This window comes from Maricaulis sp. (genome assembly GCF_030149425.1).
Taxonomy (GTDB): domain Bacteria; phylum Pseudomonadota; class Alphaproteobacteria; order Caulobacterales; family Maricaulaceae; genus Maricaulis.
This window is the reverse complement of the sequence record NZ_JASBRQ010000067.1, coordinates 15,483-36,677: the sequence shown is the minus strand read 5'-3', so window position 1 is coordinate 36,677 and position 21,195 is coordinate 15,483. Positions and strand designations below refer to the sequence as shown.

The following is a 21,195-nucleotide window of genomic DNA, read 5'->3' as shown; positions in this document are numbered from 1 at the left end:
GCTGCAGGCCTTCAAACAGGGCAGGCAGGGAAGCGGTTTCTTCGGTCATGATCAATCAACGCATGGAGAAACGGGGCCGACCCCGGACGAGGTCCATTGGGGTGTAGCAAGGATGATGCCGTTCGGATCGGCGATATCTGTGTCAGTAATTGACGCGTGCGCCGCGAATCCGGCCTGCCACAACGTCAATGAAAGAGAGGTCTCTGAACGAGTTGTCCTAGCCTTGCCATGGGCATCGCCCAGCGTCAAGCGGGCAAGGGCCCCGGCCTGCTATTTCAGCGCCACAACCGCGATCAGCACGATCAGGATGGCGAGGACAAAGGGGACCTCATTGAGGATGCGATAATGCCGGTGCGGCCAGTCATTTGTGCCGGCCTGGAAGTGTTTGAACCGTATCGCATAAAGATGATGCACGCCGGTCATGACCGAAATCAGGACAAATTTCGCAATCCACGCCCAGTCCAGAAAGATCGACCAGCCACCGGCACGCTCGGCATTGGCCCAGACCAGAAGCAAACCGAAGATCCAGCTGGCAATCATCGCCGGGTTCATGATCAGCTTGAGCAGGCGGCGCTCCTGATCTTTCACCGTGCGGTCAAACTCGCCGCCCGGCTCCGCCATCGCGTGATAGACATATAGCCGCGGCAGATAGAGCAGGCCGGCCATCCAGGCGATCACGGAGAGGATGTGGAGGGCGCGGAGCCAGTCATATGCGGCGGCGAGAAGCATGATTTCAGTGTCTTATCACAGCTTGCAGGGACAAGCGGTATGTTTCAGCGGGCAAATCCGCGCGCCCGTGTCCGGCGCCAGACCCGGCTCACGCGCCAGGGCACCGTCAACGGCATTGGCCAGGGCTTCGATAAAGGCCGGTTCGACGCCCAGGGCCGGAACCCGGAGATAAGTCTTGATGCCATGCTCCTCGGCGAGCTCGGCATATTCCTCGTCCAGCTCGACCAGGGTCTCGATGTGCTCGGAGACAAAGGCAATCGGGGTCAGGATGATATTCTTCCCGTCCTGGGAGGCTTTCTCGATCGCCTCTTCCGTCGAGGGACCGATCCATTTCAGAGGACCCACCCGGCTTTGATAACAGATCTGGGTATCCGGCAGTTCCGGAAGCAATTCAGCAACGGCCGCAGAGGTTTGCTCCACCTGCCATTGATAAGGGTCACCGGCCTTGACGATTTTCTCCGGCAGGCCGTGTGCTGAAAAGAGGATACGGCAGTTTTCCGGCGATCCACTCTCCTGCCATTTACGGCGGATCAGCTCGGCATGGGCGCGAATAAAGCTCGCTTCCGTCGGATAGCAGCACACGGTCCGGGTTTCCGGTCCGCCCGCCTTGCGCCAAGCGCCCAGCGAGGATCCGGTCGTCGTGGTCGAGAGCTGCGGATAGAGCGGCAGCAGCACGGTTTCATCCGGTGCCCAGGCTTTGACCTCCTGCGCCACATCCTCGGTGAAGGGATGCCAGTAGCGCATGGCGGGCCAGATCTTGATCTCGTAATCGCCCGAGCGCTTCTCAAGTTCAGCCTGCAGCGCTGCAATCTGCTTTTCCGTTTCCGGCATGAGCGGCGATCCGCCACCCATTTTGGCGTAGTTCTCCTTGTCCTCTTTCTCGCGCAGGGTCGAGATCATCCAGGCCAGGAATTGCCGGATCGGACCGGGCGCCTGAATAATGGCCGGATCTCGAAACAGGTTACGCAGGAAGGGCTTAACCGCTTCCGGCTTGTCCGGTCCGCCAAGATTGAACAGGACGATGGCGAGTTTTTTCTGCGGCACGAGAAGGCGCTCCGATCAGGCCCGGCTACGGATCCGGGCAAGCATGGCTTCAACATGGGCGACAGGCACGTCTGGCGTGATCCCGTGACCCAGATTGAAGATATGTGGCCGGTCTGCCCAACTATCCAGCAGGCGATCCACCTCGGAATTCAGGACCGCACCACCCGAGCGCAAGGCGGCCGGATCGAGATGGCCCTGAACCGGCAGGTCGGCCGGCAGTGCCTTGTGCATCCATTCCGGCTGCACAGCTGTATCGAGCGCCAGAGCCGTGATCCCGGTTTCTTCCGCATAGCGCGGATAGAGCGTTCCGGCACCGCGCGGGAAGCCGATGATCGGAACGGTCACCCCGGCAGCGCGAACGCCCTCAACAATACGGCGTGTCGGGCGGATGATGACGCGTTCAAACAGCGGTTCAGGCAAACCTTCCGCCCAGCTGTCGAAAATCTTCAGCACATCGGCGCCGGCCTCGGCCTGCATGACGAGATATTCGATTGTCGCATCGGCGATCTTGTCGAGCATGGCGTCGAAATGATCAGCCTGGTCCCAAGCGGCAACACGGGTCTTGAACCGGTCCTTGGAACCGCCGCCCTCGACCATGTAGGTCGCAACCGTCCAGGGTGCACCGGCAAAGCCGATCAGGGTGGTATGACCCGGTAGTTCCGGCTTCACCCGCCGAAGGGTCTCTGCGATCGGTGCAAGCACCTTTCTCGATTGCCCTTCCGTCAGCTGATCGACATCGGCAACGTCGAAAGCATCAAGCTTGGGTCCTTCACCGGTCACGAACCAGACCTTGCGGCCCAGAGCGATCGGGATCAGCAATATGTCGGCGAACATGATCGCTGCATCAAAGCCGAACCGGCGGATCGGCTGAAGCGTGACTTCCGCTGCCAGGTCAGGGGAGAAGCAGAAATCGATGAAGTTCTTGGCCTTGGCCCGCACTTCCCGATATTCGGCGAGATAACGACCAGCCTGGCGCATCATCCAGACTGGAGGCGGGTCACGGCGCTCGCCATTCAGGACCGCGAGAAGCGGCTTTTCGATAGCATCACTCATACCGGTCTGATTAGGGCTGTTATCAGCCCAATTCAATGCGGCGTTTTCATATCTCTAAATAAGAATGAAGAAAGAGTCGGAGTCGTTGTGCCGTGAGTTTCGGGGGAAGATGGCTTTCCCTCAGAGCGCGGATAATTCGACGGTAGGACCGAGCTCTGGACAATTCCAGACAGGACAATCCGGACAACTCAATTACTCTCATTAAAACAATAGTTTATGTGACCATAGAATGTGGAAAAACTGAGCAAAACTTGCGCAGTCCCGTCCACAGATTTTTCTGTTCACAGGCTTGTACACATTGCCCCGAACTGTGGAAGACTCTGTGGATGAGGTTGGGTAGCACCCGGTCATACCCACAGGCGGATTTTCCGCTTGCGGTGATTGAGGAAAATTCCCCAACTTATTAACAAATGGTAAACACGTTCAGGCCGCTGCGATGACCGACGCTGAAACCCCGCTTTTCGAGACCAATTTCCATATTCACATGGTGTCCGACTCGACGGGCGAGACCTTGATGGAAGTCATGCGCGCCTCGGTGGCCCAGTTCGAGGGCGCCAATCCGCTGGAACATCTATACGCCCTGGTCCGTTCCACCCGCCAGCTGACGCATGTGCTCGAGGAGATTGAGGCCTATCCGGGTATCGTCATGTATACCATCGTCAATCCGGATCTGCGGCGGCAATTGGAAACCCGGTGCATGGAATTGGGAACGCCGGCGATTGCCGTGCTTGATCCCATGCTCGCCACGCTCAGTGCCTATCTCGGCCGGCCGGTCGCGAGCCGCGCCGGTGCCCAGCGTTCGCTCGATGCCGAATACTTCCGCCGCATCGAGGCGCTGAACTACACCATGGCGCATGATGATGGTCAGGGAGAGGATTTTGAAAGCGCGGATATCCTGTTGCTGGGTGTCAGCCGGACCTCGAAAACCCCGACCTCCATCTATCTGGCCCATCGCGGCTATCGCGCCGCCAATATTCCACTGGTGCAGAGCGTACCGCTGCCGGAACAGGTCTATTCCCTGAAAAACCCGCTCGTTGTCGGCCTTACCGCATCGCCGGAGCGTATCGTCCAGATCCGCCGTAACCGGCTTTTGAGCCTGAATGAGGATCGCGATACCGACTATGTCGACGATTTTTCCGTGCGCGAGGAGGTGCTGCATGCCAAGCGCCTGTTTGCCAAGCATGGCTGGGCATCGATTGATGTGACCCGGCGTTCTGTGGAAGAAACCGCGGCGAAAATCATCAACCTTCTCAACGACAAGCGGAGCAAGGGCGCGTGACCGATTTTGTTCTCGCCTCCGGCAGCGCGATCCGGCGGCAGGTTCTCGAACAGGCCAATGTGCCGTTCCGGGTGCATAAATCCGGTGTCGATGAAGATGTGCTCAAGCGCGAGCATGCCGACCTGTCGCCGCGTGACATGGCTGCCCTCCTTGCCCGCGCCAAGGCACAAGATGTGTCAGGTCAGATTCCGGAAGCATTTGTCCTCGGCGCTGATCAGACCATGGAACTCGATGGTCAGCTGCTGGACAAATTGCCCGAGCGATCGCTTGCCCGCGACCGCCTGATCGCGATGCGCGGCAAGGTTCATTACCTTCATTCCGGCCTGTCGATCTGCCAGGGTGGTCAGGAAATCTGGACACACCAGCAGACATCGACCCTGCATGTGCGTGATTTCTCCGATGAATTTCTCGACTTCTACCTCGATACAGCCGGCTTTGAACTAACCGGAAGCGTTGGCGCCTATGCCTATGAGGGCCTCGGTTCGCAATTGTTCGAAAAGGTCGAGGCGGATTATTTCGCCGTCCTCGGCCTGCCGCTCATTCCGCTCATGGATGTTCTGCGTGAGAAAAAGGTGATCCTGTCATGAAGCCTACCGGTGCTGCCATGATGGCCGGCGTGATCGGCCAGCCTATCGCTCACTCGCTATCGCCGCTTATGATGGCCCACTGGATTGAAGCGGCCGGGCTGAATGCGCTTTACGGGCCTTATATCGCCTCACCGCACATGTTTGCGCCGGTCGCCCTGGCGCTGCAACGCTCGGGCCTTTCCGGTCTCAATGTGACCTTGCCCCACAAGGAACAAGCACTTGTTATCGCGCATAGAATATCTGACCGGGCGGATGCGATCGGTGCTGCCAACCTGCTGACATTTGCCGATGGTGAAGTGCATGCCGATAATACAGATGCGCCTGGATTTATCGGCTCGCTAAAAGCCTCCGGCGGTGATCCGGCCGGGCAGCGTGTCCTGGTCCTGGGTGCTGGCGGCGCGGCCCGGTCGATCGTTTACGGTCTGGTTGAAGCCGGGGCCTCCTCCATCATTATCGCCAATCGCAACCGGGACCGGGCCAAAGCATTGCGCGACCGCATCGCACCGGCTGCGGAAATCACCGGCTGGGATGGCCGGGAGGAAGTCGTGAGCGATGTCGATATCGTCGTCAACGCCACCTCATTGGGACTGACGGGCCAGCCGGTTCTCGATATGGATTTTACCAAGGCTTCCAAACCCTTGATCGTGGCCGACAGTGTCTATTCGCCGCTGAAAACCGCCTTCCTGCGCACGGCAGAAGAGGCGGGCCACAAGACGGTGGACGGGCTGGGCATGCTGATCGAGCAGGGCAAGCCGAGTTTTGAAGCCTTCTTCGGCCAGCCGGCGCCAGATGTGGATGTACGCACGCCCTTGATGGCCGCCCTGGGTGAAACCCCATGATCATTATCGGCCTCACTGGTTCGATCGGCATGGGCAAGTCGGCGACGGCGAAGCTGTTCATCGCTGAAGGCGTTCCGGTGTTCGACAGTGATGCCTGTGTGCACGAGCTTTACGCGCCCGGTGGTGCGGCGGTGGAACCCATTGCCCAAGCCTTTCCCGGCACGGTGATTGATGGCGCCGTTGACCGCACCCACCTCAGCGCGGCCCTGCGTGAGGACCCGTCCGGTTTTGAACGGCTCGAGAAAATCGTGCACCCGCTGGTGTCAAAGGCGCGAGAGAGTTTCAGCAAGTCGGCGGCCGAAAGCGGTTCGGACATGGTGGTTTATGATGTGCCGCTCCTGTTCGAGACCGGCGGAGACAAGATGGTGGATGCGGTTGTCGTCGTTCACGCCCCGGATGCGGTGCGCCGCGAGCGGGTGCTGGAGCGACCTGGTATGACTGCCGATAAGCTTGATGCGATCATTGCCCGGCAAATGCCCGACGCCGACAAGCTGGCGCGGGCGGATTATGCGATCGAGACGTCGCAGGGCCTTGAGGATGCACGCGAACAAGTGCGTTCTGTGATCAGGGCAATCCGAGAAAAACAGGCTTAGACGATGCGCGAAATCGTTTTCGATACCGAGACCACGGGGCTGGATCCCAATACGGGTGACCGCATCACCGAGCTGGGCTGTGTCGAGGTCATCGACTGTATTCCCACCGGCCGGACCTATCATGCCTATGTTAATCCGGAGCGTTCAACGCCCAAGGAAGTCGTTGAAATTACGGGACTGACGGACGAATTTCTCGCCGACAAACCGGTCTTCGCCGAACATGCGGACGCTTTCCTGGAATTTGTCGGAGATGGCGTTCTGGTCGCCCACAATGCGGGTTTCGACCGGGGTTTCATCAATATGGAGTTGGCCCGGCTGGGCAAGCCGATCTATCCCGATGACCGCTTCAAGGACACAGCCGCGATCGCGCGGGCCATGTTCCCCGGGTCCTATGTATCTCTGGACGCCCTGTGTAAGCGTTTCGATATTTCGCTGGAAACCCGCGACAAGCACGGCGCCCTGATCGATGCCCTGCTCCTGGCCGAGGTCTATCTGGAACTGACCGGCGGGCGCACGCGGGCGCTCGACCTGTCCGGTCGCGGCGAAGCGGGTGGCGCCGGTGCCGTTGTTGAGTTTCCAGCCCGTCCGGCGCGTCCCAAAACGCTCGACAGCCGGGTCCAGAACGAAGAACGCGCCGCCCATAAAGCCTTCATTGAAGAGCTGGGCGACGCGTCCGTCTGGTCTCAATTGAGCGTAGAGCTCTGAAGCTTAGTTGGCAGCAGCCGGATCGCCATTGCCGTTCGGCTCATTGCCACCGGTCGCTGCGGCACGCTTGGCCAGCTGCGCGCGGTACAGGCCGGCAAAGTCGACCGGATCCAGCATCAGCGGCGGGAAACCACCATCGCGGGTGATGTCACCGAGGATGCGGCGCGCGAACGGGAAGATCATGCGGGGGCATTCGATCAGCAGGAAGGGCTCGCGATCCGCGTCGGAGATGTTGGCCATCTCGAACAGACCGGAATAGCTCAGCTCGGCGATGAAGACGACATCGCCGCCTTCGCCGCGTTCGGCCTTGGCGGAGAAGTTCAGGGTGACTTCATAGATGCCCTGGGAGATGGTGCGAGCCTGAACATCGATCCCCATGTCGATATTCGGCGCGGAGCCACCGGCGCGCAGGCTGTCCGGAGCACCCGGGTTTTCAAAGGAAAGATCCTTGATGTATTGCGTCAGGATGCGAAGCGCCGGGCCTTGCGGGGCCTGCGGCTGTTCCGGCGTAGCGGGTGCGTCGGTCATAATTGTCCCCCGATGGGCTTTGCTGCGGAGCCGGCGACACGTCCGCCCCGCTAAAAAATCGAGCGGTGGCGTTAGCATGAGGGCTCGACTGCGGCAAGATAACCGCCTGTCATTGGAAAAGCTGACGTTGGGCCTAATTGCGCCTATATCTAGGGAATACATGGAATCGAACCGGCCGCCCGGTCTCCGGGTGCTCCGCCAAGCTGCGGCAAAACTGATATGACCGAACTCTTCAGCCTTCTCGTTTTCGCCGGTGTGGCGGTGTTTTTCGCGATCAAGCTCTACGGCGTGCTCGGACGGAGCGAAGGCCATATGGAGCCGCCCAAGGCGCCGGAGCCGAAATCGCGCGCCAATGGCGCCGGCGACCGGCTTCCCCCGGTCCGTCCGGCCTTTGAGGGTCCGGCAGCCGCTGGCCTTGAAGCCATTGCCCAGGCCGATCGCAGCTTCTCGCCGGACGGCTTCCTTGACGGTGCCGGTCAGGCCTATCGCATGATTATCGAAGGCTTTGCCCGCGGCGATAAGGACATGCTGCGCACCCTGCTCGCTGACAAGGTGTTTGACCGCTACGCCGCGGTGATTGATGAGCGCCGGGCCAAGGGTGAAACCGCCAAGACCGAGGTCGACCGCATCATTACGACCGATATCGTCGATGCGTCGGCTGATGACGGTGTGGCCCGGCTCAAGGTGAAGTTTGAAGCGGATATTGCCAGCGAAGTGACCGGCTCTGACGGCCAGACCGTTTCCGGCGATCTCGGGCAACTCGCCCGCGTGGCCGAATACTGGACCTTCGAGCGCCGTCTCGACAGTGCGGATCCTAACTGGGTGCTCGCCAGTGTCGCTGTGGCCTAAGTTTCTCGCCGCCGCCGGCGTTCTCACCCTGGCCGCCTGTCAGGCTCCTCCCGAGCCTGAACCGGTTGAACCTCCGAGCGAACCTGAGGCGGTTCTGCCGACGGCGCTTGATCTGATTCCGGCGCATTGGGACGCGCTGCCCGGCTGGTCCAGCAATGATCCCCGCGCCGCCTTGTCGGCCTTTGTGAGATCCTGTGCCCGCTGGGATGGGCGCTCCCCGGACGATTGGCTCAATCCACAAGCGCAATGGGCCGGACGCGTTGGTGAATGGCGAACGGCGTGTGCGGCGGCCCTGATGACAGCACCGGAGGCTGAGGCGGCGCGCGGGTTTTTCCAGAGCCAGTTCACACCGATCCGTCTGGCCGCGTTGGAACCGGAAAGCGAGACCCGTGAGGAGCGCGGTCTGCTCACCGGCTATTACGAGCCCTATGTAGACGTCTCTGAAACCCCGACGGCACGTTTCAGCCAGCCCTTGCGCCGCCGGCCTGGCGATCTCGTGACCGTGGACCTGGGCCTGTTCGAAGAAGATCTGGCAGGACGCCGCATTGTCGGTGAGGTCCGCGACGGACGGCTTGTGCTCTACAAGGAACGCTCGGAGATCGAAGAAGAGGATGCCGGAGAAGTCTTTGCCTGGGGTGAGCCGATTGAGGTGTTCTTCCTGCAAATTCAGGGCTCTGGCCGTATCGTCTATCCCGATGGCCGGCAGGAACGCGCCGCCTTTTCCGCCCATAACGGACAGCCTTATCGCTCAATCGGTCGTGAGCTGATCCGGCGGGGTGAGCTTGAGGTTCACGCTGCCTCCAAACAGGGCATTGAAGCCTGGCTTGAGGAAAATGGTCCGGACGCCACGGCTGAGCTGTTCGGCGTCAATCCGCGCTATGTCTTCTTCCAGACCCAGGATCTCACCGATCCTGAATTGGGACCGGCCGGTTCGTCCGGCGTCGCGCTCACACCCATGGCCTCGATCGCGGTTGATACCCGCCATCATGCGCATGGGGTACCGGTATGGATGAGCGCGGACTTGCCCGAACTTGAAGGCTGGTCCGGACTGGTGATTGCCCAGGATTCCGGTGGCGCCATCAATGGCCCGCTGCGCGGAGACTTTTTCTGGGGCTGGGGAGAAACCGCTGAGCGCCGCGCTGGAACCACCCGGGTTCAGGCACAATGGACCGCTTTCCTGCCAACGGCCGTGGCCCAGCGCCTTATCGACGCCACCCCGCCGGCCTGAGCCATGGGCCGCAAGCGTGATCTTCAGCCGGAAGAAAAGGCGATCTGGCGCAAGGTCGCCCGTTCCGTGACACCGCTCGATGCGGCCAAGGCGCGTTCGCTCAATGATGAGCCGGTGGAATCTGCTCGGGAAAACAAGGCTGTGGCCAAGAAAAAGCCGGCCAAACCGGCTGCAGCGAAGCCGAAATCCAAGCCGAAGCCAAAAAAGCACCGCGCCTCGGTCGATGTGCATCATCAGCCGCGGCACCATCAGGCTCCGGTCCCGGTTGATCGCTCAACAGAAAAGCGGGTCCGGCGCGGCAAGCTCGACATCGATGCCCGGCTCGACCTGCATGGCCTGACCCAGGAGCAGGCGCTTTCGACCCTGACCCATTTCCTCGCCATGGCCTGGAAGGACGGCTATCGCAATGTATTGGTGATCACCGGCAAGGGCGCGATGAGCCGCACGAAAGAGCGCGATCACGAGCCTTGGGAGTTTCCTGATGAACCCGGAGTTCTTCGCCGGAAGCTACCGGAATGGTTGGGAAAACCAAATTTGCGTCAGTATGTGTCAGGGTATTCAAGTGCGCACACAAGACATGGTGGCGCCGGCGCGTTTTATGTGACCTTGAGAGTGAAGTAGCGCGGATGGGCTGCAATGCCTTGCTTGGCTTTTGAGCCGCGCTTGGCCGGTGCCGGCCCGCTCCCCCGCCCATCCACCCGGGCGATTATCGGCAAGGTGGATGGGCGGGCGAACGGTCCTTGAAGTCAAACACCGAGGGCTGCGGCTCCGGGCCAAACGCCCTTGGGCAGACTCAATCGGGTGGTTGGGCCGGGGGCGCGGGCCGGCCCGGAATGCGGCGGCTCAACAGTCATACCGGGTATGACCGCCAATCCGCCGCCAGATAGTCAGAGAATAAACTTGCTCAGATCGGCATTCTTGGCCAGTTCGCCGACATTTTCGCGAACATAATCGGCCGTGATTTCAATCGCTTCACCGGCGCGATCGGAAGCGGTGAAGGAAATCTCCTCGACCAGTTTTTCCATGATCGTCTGCAGGCGGCGGGCACCGATATTCTCGACCGAGGCGTTCACCTCTGCCGCCAGTTCGGCAATCGCGTCGATGGCGTCATCGGTGAAGTTCAACGTGACATCTTCGGTACCGATGAGGGCGGTGTACTGGCGTACCAGATTGGCTTCCGGCTCGGTCAGAATGCGCTTGAAATCATCCTGGGTCAGGGCGGACAGCTCGACCCGGATCGGCAGGCGGCCTTGTAGCTCCGGCAGCATGTCGGAGGGTTTGGCGACATGGAAAGCGCCCGAGGCGATGAACAGGATATGGTCGGTCTTGATCGCGCCGTGCTTGGTGGTGACCGTCGTGCCCTCGATCAGCGGCAGCAGGTCGCGCTGCACGCCTTCACGGGACACATCGGCGCCGCGGGCCTCGGAGCGAGCCGCGATCTTGTCGATCTCGTCAAGGAAGACGATGCCTTCATTCTCCGCCAGCTTGATGGCCTCGGCCGTGATCTGGCTGTCATCGAGCAGCTTGTCAGCCTCTTCGGCGACCAGCGGCTCGTAAGCATCCTTGACTTTCATGCGGCGGGTCTTGGTCTGCTGCGGGAAGCCTTTGCCGAAGATATCACCCAGATTGAGGACGCCGGCGCCGCCCTGCATGCCCGGAATATCGAGCATTTGCAGCGGTGAGCCGCTGGCTTCGGCGAGCTGGATCTCGACGTCCTTGTCGTTGAGCTCACCAGTGCGCAGGCGTTTGCGGAAGGAGTCGCGAGTGGATTCACCGGCGCCGGGGCCCACCAGGGCATCGAGCACACGCTCTTCGGCATGCGCCTCGGCCTGGGCCTTGACCTCTTCGCGCTTGCGTTCGCGCACGAGGTGGATGGCAACCTCGACTAGGTCGCGGGCGATCTGATCAATGTCACGGCCGACATAGCCGACCTCGGTGAACTTGGTCGCTTCGATCTTGATGAAGGGGGCCTTGGCGAGCTTGGCCAGGCGGCGCGAGATCTCGGTCTTGCCGACACCGGTCGGTCCGATCATGAGGATGTTTTTCGGCGTCACTTCCTCGGCGAGATCTGCGTCGAGCTGTTTGCGGCGCCAGCGATTGCGCAGGGCCAGGGCTACGGCTTTCTTGGCATCAGCCTGGCCGACGATGAAACGGTCGAGTTCGGAGACAATTTCGCGCGGAGAAAAATCGGTCATGATCGCTCTTGTTTGTATCACTTCGCCTGTCATGTAATCAGGCAGACCCGCTAGGACCAGTCCTGAAAGGCAGAATGCTCATGAGCCAGACCCCGCCGCGCTTCCACCTCGCCTTCCCGGTTGATGATCTTGAAGCGGCCCGCGCCTTCTATACCGGCCTGGTTGGCTGCCGGATCGGCCGGTCCTCGGATCGCTGGATCGATTTTGACATGTTCGGCCACCAGGTCGTCGCCCATCTCTCGCCCGAGGAATGCAGTGACAGCCAGACGGCCGGCGTCGATGGCAAGTCTGTTCCGGTCCGCCATTTCGGTCTGGTTCTGGACTGGGAGGCGTGGGAAAGCCTTGGCGAACGTTTCAAGGCGGCCGGCACGGATTTCGTCGTTGAACCCTATATCCGCTTTGCCGGTCAGCCCGGTGAGCAGGGCACGTTCTTTGTCCGCGATCCGGCTGGTAATGCCCTGGAATTCAAGACCTTCCGCGATATCGAAACGCAGTTATTCGCGACCTAGCCGGCCACGATCTGCACCTTGCCACCCCGTTGAGATCAAAGCGTGTATATAGTCGGCAGAACACGTCAAAATCCAGTTTTGCTGCCGATCTCATGCTCCGAACAATCCTGCCTGCTCTTTTCTTCTTCTTCTCCGGCCCGGCCTTGGCCTTGCCCGAAGCGGTCGAAGCCGAAGAGGCGATCCGCCAGTCCATCGCCCAGCCGCATGCACCGCTGGCGCCGATGTGGGTCGAGATGAATGTGTGCGGGGCCGGGGCCGATGGTGCGCGGGGCTTTCTCAACTCCATGCCCGAGTATCGTGATCGGGGTTCATTGAATGTGGAACTGGTGCCGGAGGTGCGGGCCCAACTCGCGGTGCGGCTGGGCGGGGACCCGCTAGAGTTTCTGCGTGGCTATCGGGTTCGGGTGTTCGGTGCGGTACGCCAGGTCCGTATCAACCTCTTGCGCGATGGCCAGCCCTCCGGCCGGTATTATTTCCAGACCCAGATGCGGCTGGGCTCGGCGATCCTGCTGGAGATCATCCAGATCGATGGCGAACCGGCGCAAGCCGAATGTGGCCCGCTGGTCAGTTAGGGGTTTTCAGGGTCGCCCGCACAAACCCCTCCGCCAGCGCACGCAAAGCGGACCGGACGGGGGCTGCGGTCAAACCGGAACCACACACAGATCGCGCGCAATTCGCGCCGGTTTAGCCCTCTTCCAGGATCTCGATCGTCAGGTTTTCATTGGTGTAGACGCAGATCTTGGCCGCGATTTCCATCGCCTTCCGGGCGATGAGCTCCGGGTCGGCTTCATAGTCATAGAGCGCGCGGGCCGCTGACAGAGCGTAGTTTCCGCCCGAGCCGACGGCGACGACTCCGTCTTCCGGTTCAAGCACATCGCCCGCCCCGGTGAGCAGGAAGGTTGCCGATTTGTCGGCCACGACCAGCATCGCATCCAGACGCCGCAGATAGCGGTCCGTACGCCAGTCCTTGGCCAGTTCGACACAGGCGCGAGCGAGTTGGGCCGGGTATTGCTCCAGCTTGCCTTCCAGGCGCTCGAACAGGGCAAACGCATCCGCCGTGGCTCCGGCAAAGCCGGCAACGACCTGGCCGCCAGCCAGGCGACGAACCTTTTTTGCGTTGCCTTTCATGACCGTAGGGCCGATCGAGACCTGTCCGTCACCGGCCAGAACGAGCTTTCCGCCCTTGCGTACGGCAAGTATTGTCGTGCCGCGCCAGTTCGATGCATCGGTGCTGGAAGAGGTCATGGGCCGGGCTCCGTTTCACGTGAAACCCAGCATTTGGCCGTGATGGCCGGATCAATCAAGGGGTTGGGCCAGTGAGGGTGGCCTAGATGCCGACCGCGGTATCGCCAAAATCGTCATCATCGCTGGCGGCGTCCTGGGCGAATTCAACAAAGCTCGTCAAGGGCATGGGGCGTCCGAACAGGAAGCCCTGGGCCAGGGTCGCCCCGAGATCGCGCAGCATGGTCATCTGTTCCGCTGTTTCTACGCCCTCGGCGACCGTTTCCAGCTTCAGCGAATTGGCCAGGGCCAAAATAGTCTCGACAACAATGCGCGAGTGATCATTGGTCGCCATGTCGCGGACAAAGCTCTGGTCGATCTTGAACACGTCAAACGGCATGCGTGTCAGATAGGACAGCGAGGAGTGCCCGGTGCCGAAATCATCGATGGCGAAGCTGACACCGCGATCACGCAGCGGCTGAACCTGCTCAATCACCCGCTCCGGGTTTTCCATGGCAATGGATTCCGTGAGCTCGAGCTCGAGCAGTTCCGGGGGCAGGTTGGCGTCTTCCAGCGCATCATTGACCGAGGCGGAGAAGCCTTCGCGCTCGAACTGCATGGCCGAGACATTGACCGCAACCGGGATATCAAGACCGAGCGCGCGCCATTCCGCGGCGTCGCGGCAGGCCTTGCGCAATACCCAGTCACCGATCTCGCCGATCAGGCCGCATTCCTCGGCGGCCTCGATAAAGGCTCCGGGCGATAACAGGCCGGCCGTCGGATGTTGCCAGCGCACCAGGGCCTCAGCACCGGCCACGCCGCCATCCTTCATGAACAGCTTGGGCTGGTAGTAAACGACGAGCTGGTCTTTCTGCACGGCATCGCGGAGCTCATTTTCCAGCACCAGGCGCTCGAAAGCGGACTGGTTCATGGTCGGCTCGAAGAATTGTGCCGCAGACCCGCCGGCCCGCTTGGCATGCGCCATGGCAAGGTCGGCATGGCGCATCAGGGTTTCCGGATCAGCGCCGTCCTGCGGGAAGACAGCGACCCCGATCGAGGCCCCGAGGAAAACCTGGTGGCCACTGATCTCGAACGGCAGGCGCACCGCATCAACGAGCTTGTTGGCGACGCGGGCCGCATCGGAACTGTCCGTGATTTTCGGCAGCAGAACAGTGAATTCGTCGCCACCCAGACGCGCGACCATGGACGGGTCGGTGAGATTGTCAGCAGCCATGTCACAGCCACGTGCGACTTCGGTCAGGCGGCGGCCGACCATCTCCAGCAGGCGATCGCCTTCCCCGATACCCAGACTGTCATTGACGCGCTTGAAACGGTCGAGATCGATGAACAGAACGGCGCCGGACCCGCCTTCTTCCAGTGAGCGGCGTGCCACGCGCTCGGTTTCCTTGCGGAAGCGCTCGCGATTGGGCAGTTCGGTGACCATGTCGACATAGGCCAGGCGGTGAATCCGCTTCAGATTGCCGTCGAGACGCGCAAACATGCGGTTGAACGCATTGGCCAGCACTTCAAGCTCATCGCCGGTATCGATCCGGATCCGCATGTCCAGAGTCTTCGAAGACGCCAGACGGGCAGCATCCGTGAGGGTTTTGATCGGGCGCAGGGCGCGGCCGACGAGCAGTGCTGCCATCGGCAGGAAGATGCCGAGCGCGAACAGGGCGAGGAGCGCCTGGCGCTGGATCATGGCATTCCGGGACGCCACAAGTTCGTGCAATTCCTGCTTGGCATAAACGATGCCCGCAAGGCGGCGGGCCTCGGTGTAGACCGGGACGGCGACCTGCAGCGTAATGCCGTCGAGCTGATAGCGCAGATCTCCGGCGCCAAGAGAGACGACAGCGAGGTTAGCGGCACGCAATCCACCCTTGGTGCGGTCGTCCGTATAGGCCTCGCCGAGCACTTCGCGATGATTATTGATGACGTAGAGTTCGGTGAAATTGCCGGAGTCGAGAAGGTTCTGGAGGTAAGCTTCGACAGCTGTATCGTCGCGGACGGTGATTGGATTCACCAGTCGCGTTGCGGCCGCCTGTAGCGTCGCAATCGACCGCTCGATCACAAGATTGCGCGTTTCCCGTTGCGCAGACATGCTCTCGAGCGTCATCAGCATGGAGGTGGTCGCGAAGATCAACATGCCGGTGAGAATAGTGAACTTCATCACCAGCGAACGCATGACCCGCGACACCGCTTTGCGGATGGGTGCCATCTTTACCCCGTTTTGCAGCCCCCAAGCTGCGTTTGGTCCACCAAGAACGGGGCGCGCTCATGCGTCTTTTGCCCCTTTACGAGGAGCAAAGTGACATCAACCACTTGAGGTGTGGTTAATGCTGCAGATTTTTTTCGATAAATTTGAGTTGAGCCGTTTACCGGCGGTTTACTCAAACTCGATGCCGGCCTGCTCTGCCAGGGCTTTCAGACCGGTCTCGGGGCGTGCGCCGAAGTGCGAGATGACCTCGGCGGCGGCGATAGCCCCCATACGGCCCGCTTCGTCCAGCGAGCGTTTCTGGGCCAGGCCGAGCAGGAAGCCGGCAGCGAAGAGGTCACCGGCACCCGTGGTATCAACAAGCTCGGCCACCGGAGCGGCCGGTACTTCCGCCGTTTCATCGCCGGAGACAATCATCGCGCCCTTTTCAGACCGGGTGACCGCGGCGATCTCGACCTCTTTGCGCACTCGCGCGATGGCGCTGTCGAAATCAGTCTCGTAGAGGGCGCAGATCTCGGCCTCATTGGCGAGCAGGATGTCGATATGGTTGGCGACCAGATGCTGGAAAGCCGGGCGGTGACGCTCGACACAGAACAGGTCAGACAGCGTCAGCGCGGTACGGCGGTTGGAGGCGGCAGCCAGTTCGGCGGCGCGGACATAACCGCGCTTGGCTTCCTCGCGATCGAAAAGATAGCCTTCCAGGTAGACAATCTCGGCAGCGCGCAATTGCTCAGCGCCGTGTTCGACATCCTCCTCGGTCACCAGAGCGGCGGCGCCGAGGAAGGTCGACATGGAGCGCTGGGCGTCCGGCGTCACATTGATCAGGCAGCGTGCCGAAGCCGGCCCGTCCGTCAGCGGCGGCGTATCGAAATCAACGCCGATTGCGCGGATATCATGGGTGAAGATCTCGCCGAGCTGGTCATTTGCGACCTTGCCGATATAGGCGGCGCGACCGCCGAGCGAAGCGATGCCGGCAACCGTATTGGCTGCGGAGCCGCCGGAGGCTTCCTTGCCCGGTGCCATGGCGGCGTAGAGTTCCTTGGCACGATCCTCGTCGATCAGGGTCATGGCCGCCTTGGCGATGCCCTGGGCTTCCAGAAACTCATCGGTTGCCGGGGAAAGAACGTCGACAATGGCGTTACCGACGGCAAGCACGTCGTAGGAAGCGTTAGACATGGGATAATCCTGCATGAAGAGGCGGCGGAAGGTCGGGCCGACACCTAGAGCGCATGACAAAAGAGTTCAAGACTTGCTGCCATAAACCAGTCCGTTTAGGCAGAGCGCGATATCGGGAGCGCCGCCTATGAACATCGCCTTTCTCACCGCCAGCTGCATGCTCAAAGACCATCCGGATGCCCGGTCGGATTATTGGGAGCATGATCTGGAAATCGCCGAGCTGGGTCCGGCTTGCGCAGCGGCCGGCCTGCCACTGGATGTGCGGATCTGGGATGACCCGGACTTTGATCCGTCTGTCTATGATGCGGTGATCATCGGCACGACCTGGGACTATATGGACCAGGCCGACGTCTATGATGCCGTGCTTGAGCGATGTGCCCGGCAGTCCCGCTTGCTCAACCCGCTCGACACCGTGCGCTGGAATATGCGCAAGACCTATCTCAAGGATCTCGCCGCCTCGGGGGCGAAAACCATCCCGACGGTCTGGGGGGAGCGCGCCGATGCAGACACGATCGCGGCGGCTTTTGATCAGATCGGCGCGGATGAGGTCGTTGTGAAGCCGGTTCTGGGCGCGGGTGCCTGGCGCCAGGCGCGTTTGCAGCGCGGCGCCGCCCTTCCGCCCGCCGATGAACTGCCGCTGGCCGAATGCATGATCCAGCCTTTCCTGCCGGCTGTGGTGGAAGAGGGCGAATATTCCTTCCTCTTCTTCAATCGGCAATTCTCTCACTGTGCCCTGAAGCGGGCCAAGGCGGGCGATTACCGCATTCAGTCCAGCTATGGCGGTCATGAGGCGACGCATACACCGGCACCGGGCGACATCGCCCGGGCTCGCGCTGTGCTTGATCATATCGAGGGCGAATTGCTCTACGCCCGCGTGGACATGCTGCGGGGTCTCGATGGCGAGCTGGCCGTGATCGAGGTCGAGCTGATCGAGCCCTATCTCTATCCCGAACAGGGCAAAGGCATGGGTGAAGTGTTTGCCCAGGCGCTGAAGGACCTTCTGAGCCGGTAGTTTCTCGCGGCTTCGCCGCGTACCCACTCCGTCCCGGCGCTTCGCGCCGATCCACCTCGCCCATCAAGGGCGAGGAGGGCGTCTCGTTATTTCTCCTTCCCCTTGTTGGGGAAGGTGGCGCGCTGCATAGCAGCGGGACGGATGGGGTGTTCGCCGCAGGCGCGAAAACTCATTTCGGCGCCGGCGTCTTGTCCTTGAACTTGCACAAATCCTCGACCGGACAGCGCCAGCATTCCGGTTTGCGCGCCTTGCACAGATAGCGGCCGTGCAGGATCAGCCAGTGGTGTGCGCCCAGCTTGTATTCATCCGGTGTGATTTTCTCCAGCCGCGCTTCGACTTCATCGGGGTTCTTTCCCGGGGCCAGCTTGGTGCGGTTGGACACGCGGAAAATGTGCGTGTCGACAGCAATCGTGGGGACACCGAAGGCCTCATTGAGCACGACATTGGCCGTTTTGCGTCCAACACCCGGAAGGGTCTGCAAGGCCTCGCGGTCGGCCGGAACCTCGCCGCCATATTCCTCGATCAGGCGCTTGGACAGTGCGATGACATTCTTGGCCTTGTTGCGGAACAGGCCGATCGTCTTGATCCGGTCGCGCACATGATCCTCGCCCAGGGCCACCATCTTCTCAGGCGTATCAGCTTCCTGGAACAAGAGCTTGGTCGCCTTGTTGACCCCAACATCGGTGGCCTGAGCTGACAGGGCAACGGCAACCAGGAGCGTGTAGGGATTGGTGTAATCCAGCTCGGTCTTCGGCGCGGGCCGGTCCTGGGCCAGCCGGGCAAAGAGGTCATGCGCGACCTCCCGGTTAAGGCCCGGGGTGGCGCGTTTCTTCTTGCGTTTCGGGGCAGGCGTCTTGGCGGTATCAGTCATGATCTCAGACAAAGCAGAGCGCGGCGTCAGTGTCATCCCGTTTCCTGCGACCTTCTGTCATTGGCCGGCCGGATCATGCGGTCTAGATTTTCCGCCGATGCGCACAATCGTGGAAACCTGGCCGGCGGAAGCCGAGGCCGTCGAACCGCATGGCGGGCCGCTCTTCATGGATGCGGAATTGGCGCCGAACCGGTCGCTGCGCAATCCGGCTTTCATCGCGCTGATGATTGCCGTCGCCATCGTGTCCTTTGTCGCCGGGGTGATTTTCATCACAATCGGCGCCTGGCCGGTAACGCCCTTCTTCGGTCTCGATGCGCTTCTGGTCTGGCTGGCCTTCCGCATTTCCTATCGCGATGGCCGGGCCCGCGAATGGGTCAAGGTCGATGCTCGCGATATCGAGGTGACGCGGCGTCATGCGACCGGGCATATCCGGCGCTTCCGCATGCCGACAGCCTGGGCCGCCTTGCGCATTCTCAACCCGAAGCAACACCACGCCCAGGTCGCCCTGACCTTGCACGGTAAATCGCTGGTCCTGGGCTCTTTTCTCAGCCCGCCGGAACGCGAGGCGTTCGGCGCGGCCCTGAAAGACGCGCTCGCCCATGCGAAGCAGACCCCTTTGGCGCAAGAACCGGGTGGTTCGTTGCATTAAGCGCGCCTAGTCTGGCGCCATGAACGCTCCGATTTACACGCTTGATGAAGCCAGCCGCGATTATCCGCGCGTCACTGAAGTGCTCGACTATGTCGGTGAGAACTGGCGCGATCACCCCAATCTTGACGCGCTGGCGACACTTGCGGGCCTGTCACCGCACCACTTCCAGCGGGTCTTCAGCCGCTGGGTTGGTCTGTCGCCGAAGAAATATGTCAATGCACTCGCCCATGGCGCAGCGCGGGAGGCGATCGCCGACGGGGCCAGCGTGATGGACGCCAGTTTCGAGGCCGGCCTGTCCGGGCCCGGACGCCTGCATGACCTCTTCATAGCCCATGAAGCTGTTACACCCGGCGATGCACGCCGGCGCGGTCAGGGCTTGTCTTTCCGCTGGGGCGTGGCTCCGACCCTGTTCGGGCCGGGTGTGTTTCTGATCGCACCGCGGGGTTTGTCAGCGCTGGCCTTTGCTGATCCGGACGAGGCCTCGGCCTTCGCCGATCTTGAGGCGCGATATCCGGCGGCCGAATTTGTCCGGGATGATGGGCTGGCCCGCGAATGGGCCGACCGTATCTTTGTTGACCCGGGCGACAAGCCGATCCCGTTGGCACTGTACGGCACGCCGTGGCAGCGCCAGGTCTGGCGCGCCCTGCTGGCGATCCCGGCCGGGGCGACGACGACCTACAAATCTGTTGCGGAACAGGTCTGTACCGCCAAGGCCTCGCGCGCGGTCGGTGCGGCGGTTGGCGCCAATCCGATCTCCTGGCTAATTCCCTGCCACCGCGTGCTGGCGGGCAATGGCAAGTTGACCGGTTATCACTGGGGTGTGGAACGCAAGCGCGCCATGCTCGCCTATGAGGCGGCCAGACGCTAAATAGGGGGTATGTACGACCCGCTTTACTACGCCGCCGCCATCCTCACCGCCGTTGCCGCCCTGCTTCTGGCGCGCTGGTATTTCGGCCGTCGCCAGATCGCGACGGAAGCCCGTGAGGACTGGGAGGTACGTCAGGAACGCTCGCCGGGAACGATCAAGGGGGTCGACCAGGAGACGTTCGAGGGCATTTTCATCGCCGCTCATGAACCGCGCTGGTCACTCTATGCGGCCGGGACGCTGTTCGGTGTGATCATCATCTCCCCCATCGCCGGGGTTTTCCTGATGTGGGTCTGGCCGCTCTTCACCTCCATGCTGGATGGCGGGCCTTGGTATGATGTCGGCTACTATCCCTGGATGTTCTACATGTTCTTCGGCATGGTCGCGCTCTGGGCCGGGGTCGGGTTTGTCGCGTCCCGGCTTTTCTATGCCCGTCGTCCTGAAGAATTCCGCGCTGCCCTGGCCCGCGCCCGCGGCGAGCCGCTGGACGATGTCGTCATCCCCCGTGCGCGCCCGGCCTGGGCCCGCCGTGTGCGGCCTGATCCGAAACCGGATACGGACACTGCCAACGAGAAGGCGAGCGAATAGATGCAATATCTTCACACCATGATCCGCGTCAGCGATGTCGAGGCGAGCCTGCGCTTTTTCTGTGACGGGCTGGGGCTGAAGGAAATCTCGCGTTTCGACAGCGAGCCGGGCCGTTTCACCCTGATTTTTCTGGCCACGGACGAGGATATCGCCCGCTCCGGCTATGAAGGCGGCAAGATCCCCGATGGCTTGCCTGCTATCGAACTGACCCATAACTGGGACCCGGAAGAGTACACGGGCGGCCGTAATTTCGGTCACCTCGCCTACCGGGTCGAGAATATCTACGAAACCTGCGCCCACCTCGACGGCATGGGCTACACCATCCACCGCCCGCCGCGCGATGGCCGCATGGCCTTCGTCAAATCGCCGGACGGGATTTCCGTCGAGCTCCTGCAGCGCGGCGACAGCCTGGAAGCGGCTGAGCCCTGGGCGTCGATGGAGAATAGCGGGAGCTGGTAGG

At 61.5% G+C, this 21,195-nt stretch carries 24 protein-coding genes; 15 read left to right on the top strand and 9 right to left on the bottom strand.

Features of this window, described 5'->3' with window-relative positions; genetic code table 11:
* Positions 1-270: 270 nt before the first annotated feature.
* From Q1V57_RS11750 to hemE, 3 genes are read right to left on the bottom strand one after another with little or no spacing between them, the layout of a single operon-like run.
* Positions 271-729 carry a CopD family protein gene (locus tag Q1V57_RS11750; protein ID WP_300530957.1) on the bottom strand — a complete coding sequence of 153 codons (459 nt, stop codon included), beginning with the start codon at positions 727-729 and terminating at the stop codon, positions 271-273.
* Between the two features lie 15 nt (positions 730-744).
* On the bottom strand, positions 745-1,773 hold the full coding sequence (gene hemH, locus Q1V57_RS11745) for a ferrochelatase (protein WP_300530955.1): 1,029 nt from the start codon (positions 1,771-1,773) through the stop codon (positions 745-747).
* 15 nt (positions 1,774-1,788) lie between these two features.
* Complete coding sequence (hemE, locus tag Q1V57_RS11740; protein ID WP_300530953.1) at positions 1,789-2,826, bottom strand: uroporphyrinogen decarboxylase; 1,038 nt, start codon at positions 2,824-2,826, stop codon at positions 1,789-1,791.
* 436 nt (positions 2,827-3,262) lie between these two features.
* Here hemE and Q1V57_RS11735 point away from each other — a divergent pair, with 436 nt between their 5' ends.
* The 5 genes from Q1V57_RS11735 to dnaQ are packed head-to-tail and all read left to right on the top strand — an operon-like array spanning position 3,263 to position 6,829.
* The gene (locus Q1V57_RS11735) at positions 3,263-4,105 is read left to right on the top strand and encodes a pyruvate, water dikinase regulatory protein (protein ID WP_300530952.1); all 843 of its coding nucleotides are present in this window, start codon (positions 3,263-3,265) and stop codon (positions 4,103-4,105) included.
* Positions 4,102-4,692 carry a Maf family protein gene (locus tag Q1V57_RS11730; RefSeq protein WP_300530950.1) on the top strand — a complete coding sequence of 197 codons (591 nt, stop codon included), beginning with the start codon at positions 4,102-4,104 and terminating at the stop codon, positions 4,690-4,692. Before Q1V57_RS11735 ends, Q1V57_RS11730 begins: the two co-directional genes overlap by 4 nt.
* The gene (gene aroE / locus Q1V57_RS11725) at positions 4,689-5,531 is read left to right on the top strand and encodes a shikimate dehydrogenase (RefSeq protein WP_300530948.1); all 843 of its coding nucleotides are present in this window, start codon (positions 4,689-4,691) and stop codon (positions 5,529-5,531) included. Before Q1V57_RS11730 ends, aroE begins: the two co-directional genes overlap by 4 nt.
* A complete protein-coding gene (coaE, locus tag Q1V57_RS11720; protein WP_300530946.1) occupies positions 5,528-6,124 on the top strand; it encodes a dephospho-CoA kinase in 597 nt (198 codons plus the stop codon). The genes aroE and coaE overlap by 4 nt, the downstream gene beginning before the upstream one ends.
* Positions 6,125-6,127: 3 nt before the next feature.
* Complete coding sequence (gene dnaQ, locus Q1V57_RS11715; RefSeq protein ID WP_300530944.1) at positions 6,128-6,829, top strand: DNA polymerase III subunit epsilon; 702 nt, start codon at positions 6,128-6,130, stop codon at positions 6,827-6,829.
* A gap of 3 nt (positions 6,830-6,832) precedes the next feature.
* Here dnaQ and secB read toward each other — a convergent pair whose 3' ends face one another.
* Entirely contained in the window at positions 6,833-7,357 is a 525-nt protein-coding gene (secB, locus tag Q1V57_RS11710) for a protein-export chaperone SecB (protein WP_300530942.1), read from the bottom strand.
* Positions 7,358-7,576: 219 nt separating this feature from the next.
* Here secB and Q1V57_RS11705 point away from each other — a divergent pair, with 219 nt between their 5' ends.
* From Q1V57_RS11705 to Q1V57_RS11695, 3 genes are read left to right on the top strand one after another with little or no spacing between them, the layout of a single operon-like run.
* A complete protein-coding gene (locus Q1V57_RS11705) occupies positions 7,577-8,206 on the top strand; it encodes a Tim44/TimA family putative adaptor protein (RefSeq protein ID WP_300530941.1) in 630 nt (209 codons plus the stop codon).
* On the top strand, positions 8,190-9,434 hold the full coding sequence (locus Q1V57_RS11700; protein ID WP_300530940.1) for a murein transglycosylase A: 1,245 nt from the start codon (positions 8,190-8,192) through the stop codon (positions 9,432-9,434). The genes Q1V57_RS11705 and Q1V57_RS11700 overlap by 17 nt, the downstream gene beginning before the upstream one ends.
* 3 nt (positions 9,435-9,437) lie before the next feature.
* Positions 9,438-10,055: a Smr/MutS family protein gene (locus Q1V57_RS11695; protein WP_300530939.1), complete on the top strand. Its 618-nt coding sequence runs from the start codon at positions 9,438-9,440 to the stop codon at positions 10,053-10,055.
* A gap of 266 nt (positions 10,056-10,321) precedes the next feature.
* On the opposite strand, the gene hslU is transcribed toward Q1V57_RS11695, so the two are convergent.
* Entirely contained in the window at positions 10,322-11,629 is a 1,308-nt protein-coding gene (gene hslU / locus Q1V57_RS11690; RefSeq protein WP_300530938.1) for an ATP-dependent protease ATPase subunit HslU, read from the bottom strand.
* Between the two features lie 80 nt (positions 11,630-11,709).
* Here hslU and Q1V57_RS11685 point away from each other — a divergent pair, with 80 nt between their 5' ends.
* Together Q1V57_RS11685 and Q1V57_RS11680 are read left to right on the top strand one after the other, a co-directional pair.
* Entirely contained in the window at positions 11,710-12,138 is a 429-nt protein-coding gene (locus Q1V57_RS11685; protein WP_300530937.1) for a VOC family protein, read from the top strand.
* A 92-nt stretch (positions 12,139-12,230) separates the two neighbouring features.
* Positions 12,231-12,710 (top strand): hypothetical protein, encoded by a 480-nt coding sequence (locus Q1V57_RS11680; protein ID WP_300530936.1) that lies wholly within the window; start codon positions 12,231-12,233, stop codon positions 12,708-12,710.
* Between the two features lie 112 nt (positions 12,711-12,822).
* Here the strand turns inward: Q1V57_RS11680 and hslV are convergent, their stop codons facing one another.
* From hslV to Q1V57_RS11665, 3 genes are all read right to left on the bottom strand, one after another.
* Positions 12,823-13,383 carry an ATP-dependent protease subunit HslV gene (gene hslV / locus Q1V57_RS11675; protein WP_300530935.1) on the bottom strand — a complete coding sequence of 187 codons (561 nt, stop codon included), beginning with the start codon at positions 13,381-13,383 and terminating at the stop codon, positions 12,823-12,825.
* Between the two features lie 82 nt (positions 13,384-13,465).
* Positions 13,466-15,577, bottom strand: coding sequence for an EAL domain-containing protein (locus Q1V57_RS11670; protein WP_300530934.1), 2,112 nt, complete (start codon positions 15,575-15,577; stop codon positions 13,466-13,468).
* Positions 15,578-15,745: 168 nt separating this feature from the next.
* Entirely contained in the window at positions 15,746-16,750 is a 1,005-nt protein-coding gene (locus tag Q1V57_RS11665; RefSeq protein ID WP_300530931.1) for an adenosine kinase, read from the bottom strand.
* Positions 16,751-16,877: 127 nt separating this feature from the next.
* On the opposite strand from Q1V57_RS11665, the gene Q1V57_RS11660 reads away from it, so the two are divergent.
* A complete protein-coding gene (locus Q1V57_RS11660) occupies positions 16,878-17,762 on the top strand; it encodes a hypothetical protein (protein ID WP_300530929.1) in 885 nt (294 codons plus the stop codon).
* A 169-nt stretch (positions 17,763-17,931) separates the two neighbouring features.
* On the opposite strand, the gene nth is transcribed toward Q1V57_RS11660, so the two are convergent.
* Positions 17,932-18,669, bottom strand: a complete 738-nt coding sequence (nth, locus tag Q1V57_RS11655) for an endonuclease III (protein ID WP_300530926.1) — start codon at positions 18,667-18,669, stop codon at positions 17,932-17,934.
* A 61-nt stretch (positions 18,670-18,730) separates the two neighbouring features.
* Here nth and Q1V57_RS11650 point away from each other — a divergent pair, with 61 nt between their 5' ends.
* From Q1V57_RS11650 to Q1V57_RS11635, 4 genes are read left to right on the top strand one after another with little or no spacing between them, the layout of a single operon-like run.
* The gene (locus tag Q1V57_RS11650) at positions 18,731-19,282 is read left to right on the top strand and encodes a DUF2244 domain-containing protein (RefSeq protein WP_300530923.1); all 552 of its coding nucleotides are present in this window, start codon (positions 18,731-18,733) and stop codon (positions 19,280-19,282) included.
* 19 nt (positions 19,283-19,301) lie between these two features.
* Complete coding sequence (locus Q1V57_RS11645; RefSeq protein ID WP_300530921.1) at positions 19,302-20,150, top strand: methylated-DNA--[protein]-cysteine S-methyltransferase; 849 nt, start codon at positions 19,302-19,304, stop codon at positions 20,148-20,150.
* A 9-nt stretch (positions 20,151-20,159) separates the two neighbouring features.
* The gene (locus tag Q1V57_RS11640) at positions 20,160-20,735 is read left to right on the top strand and encodes a hypothetical protein (protein WP_300530919.1); all 576 of its coding nucleotides are present in this window, start codon (positions 20,160-20,162) and stop codon (positions 20,733-20,735) included.
* On the top strand, positions 20,736-21,194 hold the full coding sequence (locus Q1V57_RS11635; RefSeq protein ID WP_300530917.1) for a VOC family protein: 459 nt from the start codon (positions 20,736-20,738) through the stop codon (positions 21,192-21,194).
* Position 21,195 lies beyond the last annotated feature (1 nt).

Excerpts from the sequence above, each read along its gene's own strand:
- hemE (WP_300530953.1), bottom strand. The coding sequence starts at position 2,826 with ATGAGTGATGCTATCGAAAAGCCGCTTCTCGCGGTCCTGAATGGCGAG.
- Q1V57_RS11665 (WP_300530931.1), bottom strand. The coding sequence starts at position 16,750 with ATGTCTAACGCTTCCTACGACGTGCTTGCCGTCGGTAACGCCATTGTC.
- aroE (WP_300530948.1), top strand. The coding sequence starts at position 4,689 with ATGAAGCCTACCGGTGCTGCCATGATGGCCGGCGTGATCGGCCAGCCT.
- Q1V57_RS11645 (WP_300530921.1), top strand. The coding sequence starts at position 19,302 with ATGAACGCTCCGATTTACACGCTTGATGAAGCCAGCCGCGATTATCCG.
- Q1V57_RS11735 (WP_300530952.1), top strand. The coding sequence starts at position 3,263 with ATGACCGACGCTGAAACCCCGCTTTTCGAGACCAATTTCCATATTCAC.
- Q1V57_RS11660 (WP_300530929.1), top strand. The coding sequence starts at position 16,878 with ATGAACATCGCCTTTCTCACCGCCAGCTGCATGCTCAAAGACCATCCG.
- Q1V57_RS11670 (WP_300530934.1), bottom strand. The coding sequence starts at position 15,577 with ATGGCACCCATCCGCAAAGCGGTGTCGCGGGTCATGCGTTCGCTGGTG.
- Q1V57_RS11705 (WP_300530941.1), top strand. The coding sequence starts at position 7,577 with ATGACCGAACTCTTCAGCCTTCTCGTTTTCGCCGGTGTGGCGGTGTTT.
- hslU (WP_300530938.1), bottom strand. The coding sequence starts at position 11,629 with ATGACCGATTTTTCTCCGCGCGAAATTGTCTCCGAACTCGACCGTTTC.
- Q1V57_RS11680 (WP_300530936.1), top strand. The coding sequence starts at position 12,231 with ATGCTCCGAACAATCCTGCCTGCTCTTTTCTTCTTCTTCTCCGGCCCG.
- Q1V57_RS11685 (WP_300530937.1), top strand. The coding sequence starts at position 11,710 with ATGAGCCAGACCCCGCCGCGCTTCCACCTCGCCTTCCCGGTTGATGAT.
- Q1V57_RS11650 (WP_300530923.1), top strand. The coding sequence starts at position 18,731 with ATGCGCACAATCGTGGAAACCTGGCCGGCGGAAGCCGAGGCCGTCGAA.
- dnaQ (WP_300530944.1), top strand. The coding sequence starts at position 6,128 with ATGCGCGAAATCGTTTTCGATACCGAGACCACGGGGCTGGATCCCAAT.
- secB (WP_300530942.1), bottom strand. The coding sequence starts at position 7,357 with ATGACCGACGCACCCGCTACGCCGGAACAGCCGCAGGCCCCGCAAGGC.
- nth (WP_300530926.1), bottom strand. The coding sequence starts at position 18,669 with ATGACACTGACGCCGCGCTCTGCTTTGTCTGAGATCATGACTGATACC.
- coaE (WP_300530946.1), top strand. The coding sequence starts at position 5,528 with ATGATCATTATCGGCCTCACTGGTTCGATCGGCATGGGCAAGTCGGCG.
- hslV (WP_300530935.1), bottom strand. The coding sequence starts at position 13,383 with ATGACCTCTTCCAGCACCGATGCATCGAACTGGCGCGGCACGACAATA.
- Q1V57_RS11750 (WP_300530957.1), bottom strand. The coding sequence starts at position 729 with ATGCTTCTCGCCGCCGCATATGACTGGCTCCGCGCCCTCCACATCCTC.
- Q1V57_RS11635 (WP_300530917.1), top strand. The coding sequence starts at position 20,736 with ATGCAATATCTTCACACCATGATCCGCGTCAGCGATGTCGAGGCGAGC.
- Q1V57_RS11640 (WP_300530919.1), top strand. The coding sequence starts at position 20,160 with ATGTACGACCCGCTTTACTACGCCGCCGCCATCCTCACCGCCGTTGCC.
- Q1V57_RS11695 (WP_300530939.1), top strand. The coding sequence starts at position 9,438 with ATGGGCCGCAAGCGTGATCTTCAGCCGGAAGAAAAGGCGATCTGGCGC.